Source organism: Aeromonas sp. s3, assembly GCF_040907805.1.
In the GTDB taxonomy this organism is placed as follows: domain Bacteria; phylum Pseudomonadota; class Gammaproteobacteria; order Enterobacterales; family Aeromonadaceae; genus Aeromonas; species Aeromonas dhakensis.
The window spans coordinates 230,099-246,788 of the sequence record NZ_JBFOCQ010000006.1; the positions used below are offsets into that span (position 1 = coordinate 230,099).

General features: G+C 60.1%; 19 protein-coding genes. 11 read left to right on the plus strand and 8 right to left on the minus strand.

What is annotated here, in order from left to right; translation table 11 throughout:
- Positions 1-6: 6 nt before the first annotated feature.
- Positions 7-954, minus strand: coding sequence for a ketopantoate reductase family protein (locus AB5Y98_RS01780; protein WP_368231211.1), 948 nt, complete (start codon positions 952-954; stop codon positions 7-9).
- A gap of 356 nt (positions 955-1,310) precedes the next feature.
- Between AB5Y98_RS01780 and AB5Y98_RS01785 the strand changes: the two genes are divergently transcribed.
- Entirely contained in the window at positions 1,311-1,793 is a 483-nt protein-coding gene (locus AB5Y98_RS01785) for a YajQ family cyclic di-GMP-binding protein (protein ID WP_005303589.1), read from the plus strand.
- Between the two features lie 103 nt (positions 1,794-1,896).
- Here the strand turns inward: AB5Y98_RS01785 and AB5Y98_RS01790 are convergent, their stop codons facing one another.
- The 6 genes from AB5Y98_RS01790 to AB5Y98_RS01815 all read right to left on the minus strand — a co-directional run bounded on the left by AB5Y98_RS01790 (position 1,897) and on the right by AB5Y98_RS01815 (position 7,120).
- On the minus strand, positions 1,897-2,739 hold the full coding sequence (locus AB5Y98_RS01790; RefSeq protein ID WP_010634810.1) for an outer membrane protein OmpK: 843 nt from the start codon (positions 2,737-2,739) through the stop codon (positions 1,897-1,899).
- 156 nt (positions 2,740-2,895) lie between these two features.
- Positions 2,896-4,275, minus strand: a complete 1,380-nt coding sequence (locus tag AB5Y98_RS01795; RefSeq protein ID WP_139753042.1) for an MFS transporter — start codon at positions 4,273-4,275, stop codon at positions 2,896-2,898.
- 87 nt (positions 4,276-4,362) lie between these two features.
- Entirely contained in the window at positions 4,363-4,692 is a 330-nt protein-coding gene (locus tag AB5Y98_RS01800; protein WP_017781863.1) for a hypothetical protein, read from the minus strand.
- Between the two features lie 116 nt (positions 4,693-4,808).
- Positions 4,809-5,360, minus strand: coding sequence for a peptidylprolyl isomerase (locus AB5Y98_RS01805; RefSeq protein ID WP_166463360.1), 552 nt, complete (start codon positions 5,358-5,360; stop codon positions 4,809-4,811).
- Positions 5,361-5,375: 15 nt separating this feature from the next.
- Complete coding sequence (locus tag AB5Y98_RS01810; RefSeq protein WP_010634807.1) at positions 5,376-5,948, minus strand: YajG family lipoprotein; 573 nt, start codon at positions 5,946-5,948, stop codon at positions 5,376-5,378.
- 29 nt (positions 5,949-5,977) lie between these two features.
- On the minus strand, positions 5,978-7,120 hold the full coding sequence (locus tag AB5Y98_RS01815) for a methyltransferase (RefSeq protein WP_368231212.1): 1,143 nt from the start codon (positions 7,118-7,120) through the stop codon (positions 5,978-5,980).
- A 192-nt stretch (positions 7,121-7,312) separates the two neighbouring features.
- On the opposite strand from AB5Y98_RS01815, the gene AB5Y98_RS01820 reads away from it, so the two are divergent.
- The 9 genes from AB5Y98_RS01820 (at position 7,313) to nqrM (ending at position 15,163) form a co-directional block, all read left to right on the plus strand.
- Positions 7,313-7,621: a BolA family transcriptional regulator gene (locus tag AB5Y98_RS01820; RefSeq protein WP_005303561.1), complete on the plus strand. Its 309-nt coding sequence runs from the start codon at positions 7,313-7,315 to the stop codon at positions 7,619-7,621.
- A 441-nt stretch (positions 7,622-8,062) separates the two neighbouring features.
- Positions 8,063-9,406: a Na(+)-translocating NADH-quinone reductase subunit A gene (locus AB5Y98_RS01825; RefSeq protein ID WP_017764093.1), complete on the plus strand. Its 1,344-nt coding sequence runs from the start codon at positions 8,063-8,065 to the stop codon at positions 9,404-9,406.
- Between the two features lie 3 nt (positions 9,407-9,409).
- Positions 9,410-10,639, plus strand: a complete 1,230-nt coding sequence (locus AB5Y98_RS01830; protein ID WP_005303550.1) for an NADH:ubiquinone reductase (Na(+)-transporting) subunit B — start codon at positions 9,410-9,412, stop codon at positions 10,637-10,639.
- Positions 10,629-11,417, plus strand: coding sequence for a Na(+)-translocating NADH-quinone reductase subunit C (locus AB5Y98_RS01835; RefSeq protein WP_095593228.1), 789 nt, complete (start codon positions 10,629-10,631; stop codon positions 11,415-11,417). Before AB5Y98_RS01830 ends, AB5Y98_RS01835 begins: the two co-directional genes overlap by 11 nt.
- Positions 11,410-12,042: an NADH:ubiquinone reductase (Na(+)-transporting) subunit D gene (locus tag AB5Y98_RS01840; RefSeq protein ID WP_005303545.1), complete on the plus strand. Its 633-nt coding sequence runs from the start codon at positions 11,410-11,412 to the stop codon at positions 12,040-12,042. The genes AB5Y98_RS01835 and AB5Y98_RS01840 overlap by 8 nt, the downstream gene beginning before the upstream one ends.
- 3 nt (positions 12,043-12,045) lie before the next feature.
- Entirely contained in the window at positions 12,046-12,642 is a 597-nt protein-coding gene (gene nqrE, locus AB5Y98_RS01845) for an NADH:ubiquinone reductase (Na(+)-transporting) subunit E (RefSeq protein ID WP_017764094.1), read from the plus strand.
- A 17-nt stretch (positions 12,643-12,659) separates the two neighbouring features.
- The gene (nqrF, locus tag AB5Y98_RS01850) at positions 12,660-13,883 is read left to right on the plus strand and encodes an NADH:ubiquinone reductase (Na(+)-transporting) subunit F (protein ID WP_005303535.1); all 1,224 of its coding nucleotides are present in this window, start codon (positions 12,660-12,662) and stop codon (positions 13,881-13,883) included.
- 3 nt (positions 13,884-13,886) lie between these two features.
- Positions 13,887-14,927 (plus strand): FAD:protein FMN transferase ApbE, encoded by a 1,041-nt coding sequence (locus AB5Y98_RS01855; protein ID WP_005303533.1) that lies wholly within the window; start codon positions 13,887-13,889, stop codon positions 14,925-14,927.
- An 11-nt stretch (positions 14,928-14,938) separates the two neighbouring features.
- A complete protein-coding gene (gene nqrM, locus AB5Y98_RS01860) occupies positions 14,939-15,163 on the plus strand; it encodes a (Na+)-NQR maturation NqrM (protein ID WP_005303529.1) in 225 nt (74 codons plus the stop codon).
- Between the two features lie 80 nt (positions 15,164-15,243).
- Here nqrM and AB5Y98_RS01865 read toward each other — a convergent pair whose 3' ends face one another.
- Complete coding sequence (locus AB5Y98_RS01865) at positions 15,244-15,465, minus strand: hypothetical protein (protein ID WP_201885086.1); 222 nt, start codon at positions 15,463-15,465, stop codon at positions 15,244-15,246.
- A 131-nt stretch (positions 15,466-15,596) separates the two neighbouring features.
- On the opposite strand from AB5Y98_RS01865, the gene dinB reads away from it, so the two are divergent.
- Positions 15,597-16,649 carry a DNA polymerase IV gene (dinB, locus tag AB5Y98_RS01870; protein ID WP_201889585.1) on the plus strand — a complete coding sequence of 351 codons (1,053 nt, stop codon included), beginning with the start codon at positions 15,597-15,599 and terminating at the stop codon, positions 16,647-16,649.
- Positions 16,650-16,690: the final 41 nt, after the last annotated feature.

A 16,690-nucleotide genomic window follows, 5' to 3' on the forward strand; every position in this document is an offset into this window, starting at 1 on the left:
ATGGGCTCACTGCTTCTCTTTGATGGCCTGATAGAGACCCTGATTGACCGGCACCGCGATGCTGTGGCTGGCCGCCCGGGCCAGCAGGAAGCCGGTGATGGCCTCAATCTCGGTCTCGCGCCCCTGCTCCATGTCCTGATACATGGAAGAGTAATTGTCGGCGGTGAGCTCCACCACCGTCATAACCCGGCGCAGCAGCTCGTCGCTGCCGGTGGGCTGGCCTTCGGCCTGCATCACGTCCGCCACTTCCACGCAGATCTGTTGCAGGGCATCGGCAAAGCGCGGACCGGCCAGCTCGCCATTCTTGAGCTTGTAGAGCGCGGTGAGCGGGTTGATGGCGCAGTTGACCGCCAGCTTCTGCCACTGGCGCGCCTGGATCTGCTCATCCCAGCCGGCCTGGCCGAGGGCGGCCGCCAGCTCGTCCGCCAGGGCGGCATGGGCTCTGGCCGCCTCGTTGACCGGGCCTAGCCAGGTTTCGCCCTTGCCGGTGTGGCGGAACACGAAGTGGCCGCTCTGCATGGCGCCGTGGCTGGTGACGCCGGCGATGACCGGATTGTGGGGGAACAGCGCGACCACCTGTTCGGCGATCCCCATGCCGTTGTGCAGCAGCACGATGGGCACGTCGGTTGCCAGCTGGCCCACCAGCGGGGTCAGCGCCTCGATGACCTGGCCGGCTTTGGTCATCACCAGCAGCCGTTTGACTTGGCCGGGCTGGCTGATGAAACCGCGCTCGATGTTGATGAGCTGGGTGTGGCCTTCCAGCGAGGTGAAGTCGATGCCGGGGTGCAGGGTGGCGCGGTGGCGCTCGCGCAGCAAGACGCGAGTGGCCTGGCCGCTTTGAGTCAACAGGGAGGCAAACACGCCGCCCAGGGCGCCGCAGCCCAGCAGGGTCCATTGGGGAGAGGGGGTGTGTCGACTGTGTGTCAGGTTGTAATCGCGTGATCCGCTTGGCATGGAGAGACTCAATCAAGGTAGGGGCTGCATTCCAGTCAACCACCTGCCGGGGATAAGTGAAGATGTCGCCTGGCGGACACATGGAACGGGTTCATGATCTTGCTGCGAGGTCGTGTTCAAGGCTTATACGAGGCGTGCGCATGTGAAGCCGGAAGCCCATCTATGCATATACAAGCGGGCTCCTGCGCTGCGCCTCACCTGCTTTCGACCTCTCGCGACAGATACTGAACAGGTTCTAACGGGTCTCGCCATTCCTGTGCGCAGGGGATTCTAGCAGAGCAGTCCCATCGAAATCAGCAAATTTGCCGTAATTCTGGTAGATTTGCCCCCTTATAGCGCAACATGAGGAGCCCACTATGCCGTCATTCGATATTGTCTCTGAAGTCAAAATGAACGAGGTGTTGAACGCCGTCGACAACGCCAATCGTGAACTGGCGACCCGTTTCGATTTTCGTGGTGTTGAAGCCAGCTTCGAGTTGAACAAGGAAGAGGTCAAACTGGAGGCCGATGCCGATTTCCAGCTCAAGCAGATGGTCGAGATCCTGCGCGGTGCCCTGCTCAAGCGCAACATCGAGAACAGCTCCATGGACGTGGGTGACAGCGTTCACTCCGGCAAGCGCTTCCACCTGACCGTGAAGTTCAAGCAGGGGATCGACAAGGAAGTTGCCAAGAAGCTGGTGAAGCTGATCAAGGATTCCAAGATCAAGGTGCAGGCCGCCATTCAGGGCGACGAGGTGCGGGTCACCGGCAAGAAGCGCGACGACCTGCAGGAGACCATGGCGCTGGTGCGTGGTGCCGAGCTGGGTCAGCCGATGCAGTTCCAGAATTTCCGCGACTGATGGATGGCCGGGGAGGGCGCGGCTCTCCCTTATTAGCCGCCATCGAGCCATAAAAAAACCGGAGCAGCTGCTCCGGTTTTTTGTATCCCTGATACCCGTTCGATTAGAACTTGTAGGTAACGGAGAAGTAGTGGCTGAAGCCAGAGCTCTTCCACGGGGTACCGTCGTAGGCGGTGGAACCGTCTTTGGTGCCGTAGGCATCCATGAAGTACTTCAGGCCGTAACCGACGGCGTAGCGATCGGAGTGCCAGTAGATACCGTGGAAGGTAGCCAGGTTGTCGCTGGTACGGTCAGCACGGTTGTGGGTGTCCAGGTCGAAGGCGTAGTCCAGGTAACCCTGATAGGAGACGAAGCTGCCGTTGCTGAAGGTGTAGAAAGGCTTGAACCAGTTCATGGCGAACCAGTAACCGTTCCACTCACCCTCTTCTTCGGTGAAGAACTGGTTTTCGGTGGCGTGACGAGCATACAGGTTCATGCCCACTTTGCCGAACCAAGGCACTTGTACATCAGCACCCAGACCGATCATGTTTTCCATCTGGTTGTCGCCGATGTTGTTCAGAGAGGCGATGTAAACCTCTTGCACCGGACCGAAGGAGAGATCTTTACCAGTCAGCGCATCCAGAGACATACGCGGCGCAAACTTCATGAACAGGTTCTGACCTTTGTGCTTGTCGCTGTGACGGGAGTCGAAGATATCGAAGACGTCGACGTAACCGTACAGGTCAAACAGGCCGGAACGACCACCGAATTCCATTTCGAAGTAGGTGTCGTTGTAATCTTCAGCACCTGCAGTGAAAGGACGTTGGTCGATGGTGTGCATGACGTTGAACTGCATCCACTTGTAGTCATTCTTGTGGATGTCACCGCTGTAGTCAGCAGCGAAAGCCGGGGTAGCGGCGGCAGCCAGCAGACCGGCAGCGATCAGAGTCTTGGTAAATTTGGCCATTTTATTGGTCTCTTGTGCGTTAGTTGAGGTTTTCCGTAGCCTGCCCACAAGGAGCGGAAGGGATTCTAGCCAAATAAATTCACCGGATAAACCAGCACCAGGGAACTTTATTCGGAAGTGTGAATCTAATCACCCCCAATTTTACGCAAACGCTTGCTATTTATCCGATTGCGGTAACAAGGCACTTCCTCGTTTGGCAACCAACACGATCAGGATCAGCACCGGAATGCCGAGCAGGCTGGTGCTGATGAAGAAGCTGCTGTAGCCGAACTGCTCGACGAAGCGGCCGGAAAAGCCCGCCAGCAGCTTGGGCAGCAGCAGCATCACCGAGCTGAACAGGGCGTACTGGGTGGCGGAGAAGGCCACGTTGGTCAGGCTCGACAGATAGGTGACGAAGGCAGCCGTGGCGATGCCGGCGCTGAGGTTGTCCAGCGAGATGATCATGGTCAGCAGCTCGAGGTTGTGGCCCACTTCATTGAGCAGGGCAAACAGCAGATTGGTGCTGGCGGTGAGCAGGGCGCCGAGGAACAGAATGCGCAGGGTGCCAAAACGCATCACCAGCACGCCGCCGAGGGCGGCCCCCACCAGCGTCATGATAACCCCGTACACCTTGGTGATGGTGGCCACCTCGGTCTTGCTGAACTGCATGTCCACATAGAAGCTATTGGACATCACCCCCATCACCACGTCCGAGATGCGATAGCAGGCGATGAGCCCGAGGATAAGCAGGGCGGAGCCGCCATAACGGCGAAAGAAATCGGCGAACGGACACCAGATGGCCTCGTAGCTCCAGGCACCTAGACCGGCCAGCCCAGCCGGCCAGCCGCGGGCGAGCAGCAGGGTCTTGCGGGCCGCCTGTTGTTCATTCTGGGCGGCAAGATCAATGACGGGTTCGTGGCAGAACAGGGTGGTGATGACGCCGAGGGACATCAGCCCCGCCATCAGCAGGTAGGTGAGCTGCCAGCCGCGATAGTCGTAGCCGTCGTTGCTGCCGAGCCAGGCGGCCAGTGCCAGTGCGCCAGCACCGGCCATGATCATCGCCAGCCGGTAACCAGTCATGTAGGAGGCCGCCATGGCCGCCTGCAGCCGCTCGGGGGCCGACTCGATGCGATAGGCATCGATGACGATGTCCTGGGTGGCGGAGGCGAAGGCCACCAGCAGGGCAAACAGGGCCAGCTGGGCGAGCTGGGTCTTGGGATCGCAGAAGGCCATGCCTACCAGCGAGGCGGCGATCAGCAGCTGGGAGAAGAGCATCCAGCTGCGGCGCCGGCCCAGCCAGCGGGAGAGCAGTGGCAGCGGCAGCCGATCCACCAGCGGTGACCACAACCACTTGAAACCATAGGCCAGCGCCACCCAGCTCATGTAGCCGATGTCGGTCAGGCTGACATCCGCTTCGCGCAGCCAGAACGAGAGGGTGCCGAACACCAGCAGCAGCGGCAGGCCGGAAGAGAACCCCATGGCAAACAGGATGAGAACCCGAGTCTCAAGGTAGACGGCGAGCGACGCGCGCCAGCTCGGTGTACGGACAGTGTTCAAATACCTGACTCCTCTGGGAAAATTGCGCCATTTTGTCAGGTTCGGGTTGGATAGCCAAGGCAAGCCGGGCAGGGGAGGGCACTATATTCAGGGGCGCAGACCGATGCAGTGGCGCGGCAGCGGCCCGTCCGTGGTCAGAAAATTGGCGCACTCCATCAGCTGCAGACGCAGCCAGACGTCGGCGATGATCTGCTGTTCATCCCACTGATGCAGGCTGTGCAGCAGGTGCCAGAACACCCCCTCCTGCTCGGAGGCCGGGCTCTTGTCGGTGGGGACATGGGGCAGATCCTGCCAGTGGGACAACAGCTGCCAGCTCAGATCTTCCAGCTGCTGATAGGGGATCTCTCGTGCCAGAAAGTGACGAACCGTCTGGGCCAGCGGGATGGCGTGCTGGGCGATGTAGTCGTTGCAAGTCACCGGAACCTCCTTCTCCTCTCGTGGGCCTGGCCCCGGATATCGGGGCAAGGCCAGAGTATAGAAAGGGGCGCCGGCGACCCGGACTGCGGGGATGACGGATTGTGATCCGCTCCGCGTTATTTGTCCGCCAGCAAGACCACCTTCTTCAGGATGATGGGGCTGGTGGGCACGTCGTTGGCACGCAGGATGGGGCTGTAACCGGTCTGCACCTGTGCCAGCTTGTCCAGCACCTCCATGCCCTGCACCACCTGGCCGAACACGGTGTAACCGGCGCCGGCATTGGCGTTGAGGTTGTTGTTGTCGACCAGGTTGAAGTAGAACTGGCGGGTGGCGCTGTCGACCGCCTGGGTGCGGGCCATGGCGATGCTGCCGCGCTTATTGGGCAGGCCGCCCTTGGACTCGTTGACCACGGGGTCGAAGGTGGGCAGTTGCTGGAACTGCTGGTTGTAGCCGCCCCCCTGCACCACGAAGTCCTGGATCACCCGGTGGAAGATGCTGCCGTCATAGCTGCCATCTGCCACGTAGCGCAGGAAGTTCTTCACCGTCTGCGGCGCCTGCTTGGGGGCCAGCTCCACCACTATGTTGCCGTGGTTGGTCTCCATCCTGACCTTGGGGCCGGCGAACGCCAGCGGGGCGATCAGCATGGCCAGTAACCAGAGTTTTTTCATTTATTCGCTCCTTGCTCAGCTCGGCTGACCCTTGAGATAACCGCGCAGGGCGGTGTCAGCCATGATCTGCTGCAGTACGCTGCCCAGCTGCTGGTTCAGGGTGGACTCCAGTTCGGCCATGCTCGGCTCGCCCGGGCCTTCCTTGCTGGAGGACATGTTGAACTGTTTGGTCAGCTTGCTGCCCTGGAAGTCGGCGATCACCTGCAGGCTGACGCGGGACTTGGTGACATAGGTGAAGGTCTTCTCTTCCACCGTGACCGCGGCAGTGGAGATGGCCAGGGTCAGGTTGGTGGTGCCGCTGTTGCCTACTTCCAGGCCCTGGCTGCGCAGCCCTTCGGCGAGCTTCTCCGCCAGCAGGCTGTTGAGGGGCTGGCTGCTGTTGACCAGTACCGCGGCCTTCTCTTTTTTCTTGATGGAGAAGACGTAGGCGGCTTCACGCTTGTCCACCCCTTCCAGGGTGATGCGGTTGCCCGAGTAGTACTGCTGGTTGGAGGGGATCACCTGCGGATTGAGCAGGGCGCTCTCCGGCCAGTGAGTCGCACAACCACCCAGCATCAGGGCGGCCAGCAGCAAGAGTGACTTTTTCATCATGGGTTTCCTTTCGCGTTTGATGGCGTTTAACGTTTGATGGCTTTCAAAATAACGAATTTGCTGTTCGACGCAACGACTTGTGCGTTGGCAAACAGGCGCTTGAGCTTGTTGTGATAATCCAGGTGACGGTTGCCCACTATCCAGAGTTCGCCGCCCTTGGGCAACACCCGATGGGCATCGCTGAACATCTGCCAGGCGATGTGGTCTGTGATGGCCTGCAACTGATGGAACGGCGGGTTGCAGAGGATCCGATCCGCCGAACCGGCAGGCACGTCGTCGAGACAGTTGTTGACCATAAAGTGGGCGCGGGGCAGGGCCGCCGGCAGATTGTGCTCGACGTTGAGCCGGGCCGAGGCGACCGCCATGCGGGACTCGTCGACGAAGGTGACCTCCACCTCGTTGTCACGCGCCAGCAGGGAGAGCCCCAGCACGCCGTTGCCGCAGCCCAGATCGATCACCTTGCGGGCGCTGTGGATCGGCAGATTGTCCAGCATGAAGCGGGCGCCGATATCCAGGCTGGTGCGCGAGAACACGTTGGCGTGGTTGTGGATGAGCATGTCGGTGCCCTCCAGCGGCCAGACCGTGGGGAAGGGGTTGGCCAGCGCGGGGCGCTCGGCGGGCGCTGCGGCCGGGTTGCAGTGAATGAGGCGCGCCTTCTTCCAGGCGAGTGACGTGCGGGTCGGCCCCAGGTATTTCTCAAACAGCGCCAGGGTGGAGGTGTGGATGTCCTTGGCCTTGCCGGCGGCGATGACGCGGGTGGCAGGGGTAACAACCCCGCGCAGGGTCAGCAGTTGCTGCTCCAGCAACGCCTGATACTTGGAGACCTTGATCACCACCAGCGCGGGGGCATCGGGCAGGGGAGCCAGCGCATCCTGCAGGCGGATGGCCGCGGGATCCAGGCCGTTCTCTGCCAGGTTGGCCAGGGTCGCCCGCTCGCTGATGTGGGAGTCGGTGACGCAGACAGGGGCATGAGGGTGCAGACTGGCGGCCAGCGCCCCGAAACCGTCGTTCATGATGATGACGGGGCCATCCTGCTCGAGGGGCTCCTCGGCCAGGGTGTTGATCAGATACTCGTCGGCGGCATCCCAGGCCTGCAAGGGATCCTGCTGCTGACGTGGATAGCGATACAGGGTCAGGCGACAGTGGGCCGTGTCGAGAAGGGTTTGCATAGGCGAATTGTCCAGCTGAGTCATGTAACGGGCCCCGGTGGGGCGCAAAGTGGCGCTATTCTAGCGGGGGCGGAGAATTTCACCAGCCCGGCAGGGCTGCAAGCGGAATTTTCCGGCACCGCCCGATTTCGTCATCCGGCCAACCCTGGCTACAATGGCCGGACATCCATTTTGGGAGTTTTGCTCGTGACCATGCAACAACAGATCGAGGCCAAGCTGGCCGCCGCCTTGTCCCCCAGCCACCTGGAAGTGATCAACGAGAGCTACATGCATAGGGTGGCGCCGGGCTCGGAGAGCCACTTCAAGGTGGTGGTGGTGAGCCAGGCGTTTGAAGGACAGCGCCTGCTGGGGCGCCATCGTCAGGTCAATGCGGTGCTGGCCGACGAGCTGGCGGGGGCCATTCATGCATTGGCGCTGCATACCTATACCGAGCAGGAGTGGCAACAACGGGAGCAGGCACCGAGCACCCCCAGCTGCGTCAGCAAAAATGGACTCTCTTAAGACTATTGACGAATTGATTACTCAATCTTCGACCAGTTAACAATTTCAAAACCTGTTTCGGCGACGTTTCGTACTCATGAGGGGAGCGTCGCCCTCCCACCGCGCCATCAAGATTTCTAATCCTTTTTCGAACATAAAAATTATTACCTATTTTGGGGTAATGATGGCTAACTCGAGGCCGCGCCTGAGGTTTCACGAGAAAAAGCGACGCGATTAAATTGCGATGATTTTGTGATAGAGCGGGGATTTTCCCCATTTTGCATGGCAGGAAACTTGCCATAGGTGGTAAACTCAGGCGCTTTTGAATGACTCTGTATGTTGCTGATTTGTTTATTTCTTCGACATCTTGCCGCAACATCAACGGGCTCATTCAACAACTCGTCGTGATGTATTTCTCGGCGCTAACCAACCTGTCTTCCCTTAACGGTAGTGCAAGTGAGTATGATTACAATTAAAAGAGGACTGGACATCCCCGTGCTGGGTGCTCCGGAGCAAGTAATCTACGATGGCCCGGCCATCACCCGTGTTGCTACACTCGGCGAAGAGTTCGTGGGGATGCGTCCTACTATGTTTGTCAAAGTAGGTGATCGCGTCATTAAAGGTCAGGAGCTCTTCGAAGATAAGAAGAATCCCGGCGTTAAATTCACGGCCCCCGCCACCGGTGTGGTTTCAGAGATCAACCGTGGTGCCAAGCGCATTCTGCAATCCGTTGTCATCGATATCGATGGGTCCGACGAGCAGGTGACCTTCGAGCATTTTGCTTCCGTCGAGCTGCCTAAGCTCGAACGCAGCAAGGTGCAGGAGATCCTGGTCGCGTCCGGCCAATGGACTGCGTTGCGTACCCGCCCGTTCAGCAAGGTGCCGGCCGTGGGTTCCACCCCGCGTGCCATCTTCGTCACCGCCATGGACACCAACCCGCTGGCCGCCGATGCGGAGCTGATCATCAAGGAACAGTCCCAGGCGTTCCTCGACGGTCTGGCCGTGCTGACCCGCCTGACCGATGGTTCCGTCTATGTCTGCAAGGGCGAAGGCAGCCTGCCGCACGCTTCCCTGGCGCAAGTCAAGGAAGAGGTGTTCGTCGGTCCGCACCCTGCCGGCCTGCCCGGTACCCACATCCACTTCCTGGACCCTGTCGGTGCCAAGAAAGTGCAGTGGCACATCAACTATCAGGACGTGATCGCCTACGGCAAGCTGTTCACCACCGGTCAGATCCATACTGACAAGGTGATCGCCCTGGCCGGCCCGAACGTCATCAAGCCGCGTCTGCTGCGTACTCGCATGGGAGCCTGCATCAGCCAGCTCACCAACAACGAGCTGCGTGCGGACGAGAATCGTGTCATCTCCGGTTCCCTGCTGAGCGGTGCCAAGGCTGAAGGGGTCCATGACTACCTGGGTCGCTACCACAATCAGGTCAGCGTACTGGGTGAAGGTCGCGAGAAAGAGTTCCTGGGTTGGGTCAATCCCAGCGCCAGCAAGTTCTCCATCACCCGTACCACCCTCTCTCACCTGGTGAAGGGCAAGCTCATCAACTTCACTACCACCACCAACGGTAGTGACCGCTCCATGGTGCCTATCGGCAACTATGAGCGCGTGATGCCGCTCGACATCCTGCCGACCCTGCTGCTGCGGGATCTGGTCTCCGGCGATACCGACAATGCGCAAGCGCTCGGCTGCCTGGAGCTGGATGAGGAAGATCTGGCGCTCTGTACCTTCGTCTGCCCCGGCAAGACCGAGTACGGCCCGATCTTGCGTGAGTGCCTGACCAAGATTGAACTGGAAGGTTAAGCGATGAGTTTCAAGCAACTTCTTGAAAATATGGAACATCACTTCGAGCCGGGTGGCAAGTACGCCAAGTACTATGCCCTGTTCGAAGCGGCGTACACCCTGTTTTATACCCCGGGTTCCGTGACCCGCAATGCCGCCCACGTCCGTGATGCGATCGATCTGAAGCGCATGATGATCATGGTGTGGTTGGCCGTGTTCCCGGCCATGTTCTGGGGCATGTACAACGTCGGCAACCAGTCCATCGCCGCCATCGCCCATCTGGGCACGGCCGCCGGGGCCGGCAGCTGGCAATATGCCCTGGCTACCCTGCTGGGTGCCTCCCTGGATCCGGCGGTGGCCGGCGTCGGCAGCAAGATGCTGATCGGTGCAGCCCACTTCTTCCCGATCTACATCACCGTCTTCATCGTCGGTGGTTTCTGGGAAGTGCTGTTCGCCATGGTGCGCAAGCACGAGATCAACGAAGGCTTCTTCGTGACCTCCATCCTGTTCGCGCTGATCGTGCCGCCCGAGCTGCCCCTGTGGCAAGCTGCCCTGGGTATCACCTTCGGTGTGGTGCTGGCCAAGGAAGTGTTCGGTGGTACCGGCAAGAACTTCCTGAACCCAGCGCTGGCGGGTCGTGCCTTCCTGTTCTTCGCCTACCCGGGTCAAATCTCCGGTGATGCAGTCTGGGTTGCCGTCGACGGCTACTCGGGCGCAACCGCGTTGAGCCAGTGGGCCCAGGGCGGCCAGATGGCGCTGATCAACGGTGCCACCGGCCAGAGCATCAGCTGGATGGACGCATTCCTTGGCAACCTGCCCGGTTCCATCGGTGAAGTCTCCACCCTGATGATCCTGCTGGGTGCGGCCATGATCGTCTACATGCGCATCGCCTCCTGGCGCATCATCGCCGGCGTGATGATCGGCATGGTAGCTACCTCCCTGCTGTTCAACGTCATCGGTTCCGACACCAACCCCATGTTCAATATGCCGTGGCACTGGCACCTGGTGCTGGGTGGTTTCGCCTTCGGTATGGCCTTCATGGCGACCGACCCCGTCTCCGCTGCCTTCACCAACAAGGGCAAGTGGTGGTACGGCGCCCTGATCGGCGTGATGGTGGTGCTGATCCGGGTCGTGAACCCCGCCTTCCCGGAAGGCATGATGCTGGCCATTCTGTTTGCCAACCTGTTTGCCCCCTTGTTTGACCATTTCGTGGCACAGGCGAACATCAAGCGGAGGATCGCTCGTGGCGTTTAATAAAGACTCTACTACCGGCACTCTCGCCGTAGTGACCGGTCTGTGTCTGGTCTGCTCCATCGTGGTCTCCGTGGCCGCCGTGGGTCTGCGTCCGGCCCAGCTGGAAAACAAGGCGCTGGACAAGCAAAGTAACATCCTGTCCGTCGCCGGCGTCGACATCAGCGCCGTGGCCAAGCGTGACCTGGCCAAGCTGTATGGCGACAAGATTGAAGCGCGTCTGGTGGATCTGGCCACCGGTGAGTTCGTTGACGGCGATGCCGACAACTTCGACACCAAGGTCGCCGCCAAAGATCCTGCCCAGAACATTCGCCTGGCTCCGACCGACGACAAGGCCGGTCTGCGTCAGATCTCCAAGCTGGTCCCGGTGTTCTTCGCCAAAGATGCCGAAGGCAAGGTCGACAACATCATCCTGCCGATCTACGGCCAGGGTCTGTGGTCTACCATGTATGCGTTTGTAGCGGTTGCGGCCGATGGCCAGACCATCAAGGGCATCACCTACTACGACCACGGTGAAACCCCGGGTCTGGGTGGCGAAGTCGAGAACCCGGCCTGGCGCGAGCTGTTCGTCGGCAAGAAGCTGTTCGACCAGAACGGTCAGCCTGCGCTGCGGGTGATCAAGGGTCATGCTCCGGCTGGTTCCGAGCATGAGATCGACGGCCTGTCCGGCGCGACCCTGACCGGTAACGGCGTACAGCATACCTTCGACTTCTGGATGGGTCCCAAGGGCTTCGGTCCTTTCCTGGCCAAGGTTCGTGCAGGAGAAATCAACAATGGCTGACAAGAGCGAAATGAAAAAGTTGCTGTTGACGCCTGTGCTCGGCAACAACCCCATCGCACTGCAGGTGCTGGGTGTCTGTTCCGCGCTGGCCGTTACCAGCCAGATGAAGACTGCGTTTGTGATGACGCTGGCCGTTACCGCGGTCACCGCCTTCTCCAACCTGTTCATCTCCCTGATCCGCAACCAGATCCCGAACAGCGTGCGGATCATCGCCCAGATGGCGGTGATTGCCTCGCTGGTTATCGTGGTTGACCAGGTGCTCAAGGCGTATGCCTACGACATCTCCAAACAGCTGTCGGTGTTCGTCGGCCTCATCATCACCAACTGTATCGTGATGGGCCGTGCCGAAGCCTACGCCATGAAGAGTGCCCCGCTGCCCTCCTTCCTGGATGGTATCGGCAACGGTCTGGGTTATGGCGCCGTGCTGCTGACCGTGGCCACCGTGCGTGAAATCCTGGGCTCCGGCACCTGGTTCGGCATCGAACTGCTGCCGCTGGTGAACAATGGTGGCTGGTATGTGCCGAACGGCCTGCTGCTGCTGCCGCCGAGTGCGTTCTTCATCATTGGTCTGATCATCTGGGGCGTACGCACCAAGGATCCCAAGCAGGTGGAGGCGAAGGATTAAGGTATGGAACACTATATCAGTCTGTTGATTCGCTCGATCTTCATCGAGAACCTGGCGCTCTCCTTCTTCCTGGGGATGTGTACCTTCCTGGCGGTGTCCAAGAAGGTCAAGACCGCCATGGGCCTGGGTGTCGCCGTTATCGTGGTTCAGACCGTGGCCGTGCCGGCCAACAACCTGATCTACAACTACGTGCTCAAAGACGGTGCCCTGGTGTCCGGTCTGGATCTGAGCTTCCTGAGCTTCATCACCTTCATCGGGGTGATTGCGGCCCTGGTACAGATCCTGGAGATGGCGCTGGACAAGTATTTCCCGGCCCTCTACAACGCCCTCGGTATCTTCCTGCCGCTCATCACAGTGAACTGCGCCATCTTCGGTGGCGTCTCCTTCATGGTGCAGCGTGACTACAACTTCGTTGAGTCCGTGGTGTATGGCGTGGGTTCTGGAGCCGGCTGGATGCTTGCCATCGTGGCGATGGCGGGGATCCGCGAGAAGATGAAGTACTCCGATGTTCCGGAAGGCCTGCGTGGCCTCGGCATCACCTTCATCACCGCGGGTCTGATGGCGCTGGGCTTCATGTCCTTCTCTGGTATTTCCCTGTAATCGGAAAGGAAATATAGATGGAAATTATTCTGGGTGTGGTCATGTTCACCGTGATCCTGCTGGCCTTGGTGGCAGTCATTCTGTTCGCCAAGTCCAAGCTGGTAACCGCCGGTGACGTGACAATCAGCATCAACGGCGACCCGGCCAAGGCTGTGACCAGCCCGGCGGGTGGCAAGCTGCTCGGCGTGCTGGCCGGCAGCGGTATCTTCGTCTCCTCCGCCTGCGGCGGCGGTGGCTCCTGTGGTCAGTGCAAGGTACGGGTGAAATCCGGCGGCGGCGACATCCTGCCGACCGAGCTGGATCACATCAGCAAGGGCGAAGCCCGTCATGGCGAGCGTCTGGCCTGTCAGGTCACCGTCCGTTCCGACATGGACATCGAGCTGCCGGAAGAGATCTTCGGGGTGAAGAAGTGGGAATGTACCGTCATCTCCAATGACAACAAGGCCACCTTCATCAAGGAGCTCAAGCTGCAGATCCCCGATGGCGAGAGCGTGCCGTTCCGCGCCGGTGGTTATATCCAGATCGAAGCGCCTGCCCACCACGTGCAGTACAAGAACTTCGATATTCCTACCGAATATCGCGGTGACTGGGATCGCTTCAAGATCTTCGAGCTGGAGTCCAAGGTCAACGAGCCGATCATCCGTGCCTACTCCATGGCCAACTATCCGGAAGAGTTCGGCATCATCATGCTGAACGTGCGGATTGCGACCCCGCCGCCCAGCAACTGGACTGCCCCTCCCGGCCAGATGTCCTCCTACATCTTCAGCCTGAAGGCGGGCGACAAGGTGACCATCTCCGGTCCGTTCGGCGAGTTCTTCGCCAAGGACACCGACGCGGAAATGGTGTTCATCGGTGGTGGTGCCGGTATGGCGCCGATGCGTTCCCACATCTTCGATCAGCTGCGCCGTCTGAAGACCAAGCGCAAGATGAGCTTCTGGTACGGTGCCCGTTCCAAGCGCGAGATGTTCTATGTCGAAGACTTCGACATGCTGCAGGCCGAGAACGACAACTTCCAGTGGCACGTGGCCCTGTCCGATCCGCAACCGGAAGACAACTGGGACGGCTACACCGGCTTCATCCACAACGTGCTGTTCGAGAACTATCTCAAGAACCACGAGGCGCCGGAAGATTGCGAGTTCTACATGTGCGGTCCTCCCGTGATGAACGCTGCCGTCATCAACATGCTGAAAAACCTTGGCGTTGAAGACGAGAACATCCTGCTGGATGACTTTGGTGGTTAATCAATGCACAGTGTTGTAAAGACCTGGCTAGCCTTCGGGCTAGCCTTTTTCTTGACTGGGTGCGGTCAGGAACAAACGGTCCAATCGAAGCCGGAGATCCACATCACCGGCAGCACCATGGGTACCTACTACTCCATCAAGGTGGCGGACAACGTTATCACCGATCCCGCCAAGTTCCAGGCCGAAGTCGATGTGCTGCTGGAGCGGGTGAACGATCAGATGTCGACCTACCGGCCGGACTCCGAGCTGTCGCGCTTCAACCAGCACCGCAGCTCGACGCCCGTGGTGGTCTCCCGCGATACCGCGCGGGTGGTGACCGAGGCCATTCACATTGGCCGTGAGAGCCGCGGGGCGCTGGACGTCACCGTCGGCCCCTTGGTCAATCTGTGGGGCTTCGGGCCCGACGCGCGCCCGACCAAGACGCCGTCTGACGAGCTGATCACCCAGACCCGCCAGAAGACCGGGCTCGGCAATCTGCACGTGATCACCTCCGTCGATGCCGATACCCTGCAAAAGGACATCCCGGATCTCTACGTGGATCTCTCCGCCATTGCCAAGGGCTTTGGCGTCGACAAGGTGGCCGAGTATCTGGAGTCCCTGGGTTCGCGCAACTATCTGGTTGAGATCGGCGGCGAATTGCGGATCAATGGCGTCAACGGCAAGGGTCACCCCTGGCGCGTCGCCATCGAGAAACCGACTGCCAACGCCGGCTCGGTGCAGGAGGTGATAGTGGCGGGCGACAACGGGGTGGCGACCTCGGGCGAGTACCGCAACTATTACGAGCTGGACGGCAAGCGCTTCTCCCATACCATTGATCCCATGACCGGCAAGCCTATCCAGCACCGGATGGTGTCGGTGACCGTGATCCACCCCTCCTGCATGACTGCAGACGGGCTGGCGACCGTGTTCATGGTGCTCGGACCCGAGAAGAGCCTGGCCTACGCCAAGGAGCGGGGGCTGGCCATTTTCGTGATCACCAAGACGGATGAGGGTTTCGAGGAGTCTTACTCCGATGCCTTCAAACAGTATCTGGTTAGAAAATAAAGGGCGGTAACATGCAGATTTTTTTGATCACCTTCGGGGTGTTTCTGGTGGTAGTGGTGGCCATGGCCATCGGCTACATCTTCCAGAAGAAGACCATCTCCGGCTCCTGTGGCGGACTTGGCAGCATAGGTATCGAAAAAGAGTGTGATTGCCCGGAACCCTGCGACAACCGCAAGAAGAAGATGGCCAAGGAAGAGGCCCGTCGCAAGATGCTGGCCGAGAACCGGATCATCTGAGCGGGCAGGGGCTCTCGCACCCATGTCGAACGCAAAACGGGCTGACCCTGGGGTCAGCCCTTTTTTTTTATGGCGAGCGCTCAGTAGTCGTAGCGCTGGCACTCCTTCTTGTTGAATTCGGCCCGCCAGCGTGCCAGCTCCTCCTGTGTACCTAGCTCGTCCCCCTGTTTGATGGCCTTCTCCAGCGCCTTGATGCGCTCGTGCAACCAGCTGCACTCGGCGGTCGGATTGTCCTTGCCATTGCTCTGCTGCGGCAGCAGCAGGCAGAGCCCCAGAGCCAACCCCGGCCAGACTCCCTTCATCTCATTCTCCTTGTGCGATGGATTATAAATGGTGCCTTAAGAGTCTATGTCGGCCCGTCATTTCATGCCGATGGCAGAAATGACAACACTGGGTTAGCATAGGCAGGTTACCTGTTTATTCGTACAGTGGTATGCGCAAGATCATTCACATCGACATGGACTGCTTCTATGCCGCGGTAGAGATGCGGGACAACCCGGCCCTGCGCGAGGTACCGCTGGCCATCGGTGGCTCGGCGGACAGGCGCGGTGTCATTTCGACCTGCAACTATGTGGCGCGTCGCTTCGGGGTGCGCTCCGCCATGCCGAGCGCCCTGGCACGCAAGCTCTGCCCGCCGCTGGTGCTCATTCCCGGCCGGATGGCGGTCTACAAGGAGGTCTCCCGCCAGCTGCGGGCCATCTTTCTGCGCTACACCGAGCAGGTGGAGCCGCTCTCCCTCGATGAGGCCTATCTCGACGTGACGATGAGCCCCTGCTGTGACGGCAGTGCCACCCTGATGGCCCGCGAGATCCGTGCCGCGATCAACGCCGAGCTGGGGCTGACCGCCTCGGCCGGGGTGGCGCCGAACAAGTTTCTGGCCAAGCTCGCCTCCGAGCAGCGCAAGCCGGACGGCCTGTTCGTGATACGGCCGCAGGAGGTGGATGAGTTCGTGCGCCAGCTCCCCCTCGGCAAGCTGCCCGGCATCGGTCGCAAGACCGCGGATCGGCTGGAGTCGCTCGGCCTTTACTCCTGCGAAGATGCCCGTCAGCTCGGCAATGAGGAGCTGATCGCCCGGTTCGGCAAGCTCGGGGAGATGCTGGCCGGGCGGATCTGGGGCCACGACGAGCAGCCGGTACAGGCTCAGCGGGTGCGCAAGACCATAGGGGTGGAGACAACCCTGGCCAGCGACGTGCTGGATGAGGCCGCCTGCTGGCAGGTGCTGAGCCGGCTCATTCCCGAGCTGGAGCAGCGATTCTCGGCCAGCCACGGCAAGGAGCAGTTGATGGGGCAGGGGATCAAGCTCAAGTTTGCCGATTTTCAGCAGACCACCGTCTATCGGCGCGGGGGTTACCAACCGGAACGGTTTCACGATCTGTTGCACGAAGGTTTGCTGCGGGCACAGGGCAAACCCATTCGGCTACTGGGATTGGTAGTCGGCCTGCCGGCGGCCGGCGAAGTGAACCAACTTGCCCTGGATTTAGCGTGATAAGGTTAAGTTTTTGTTTCTAAAACCGATACACTGATCAC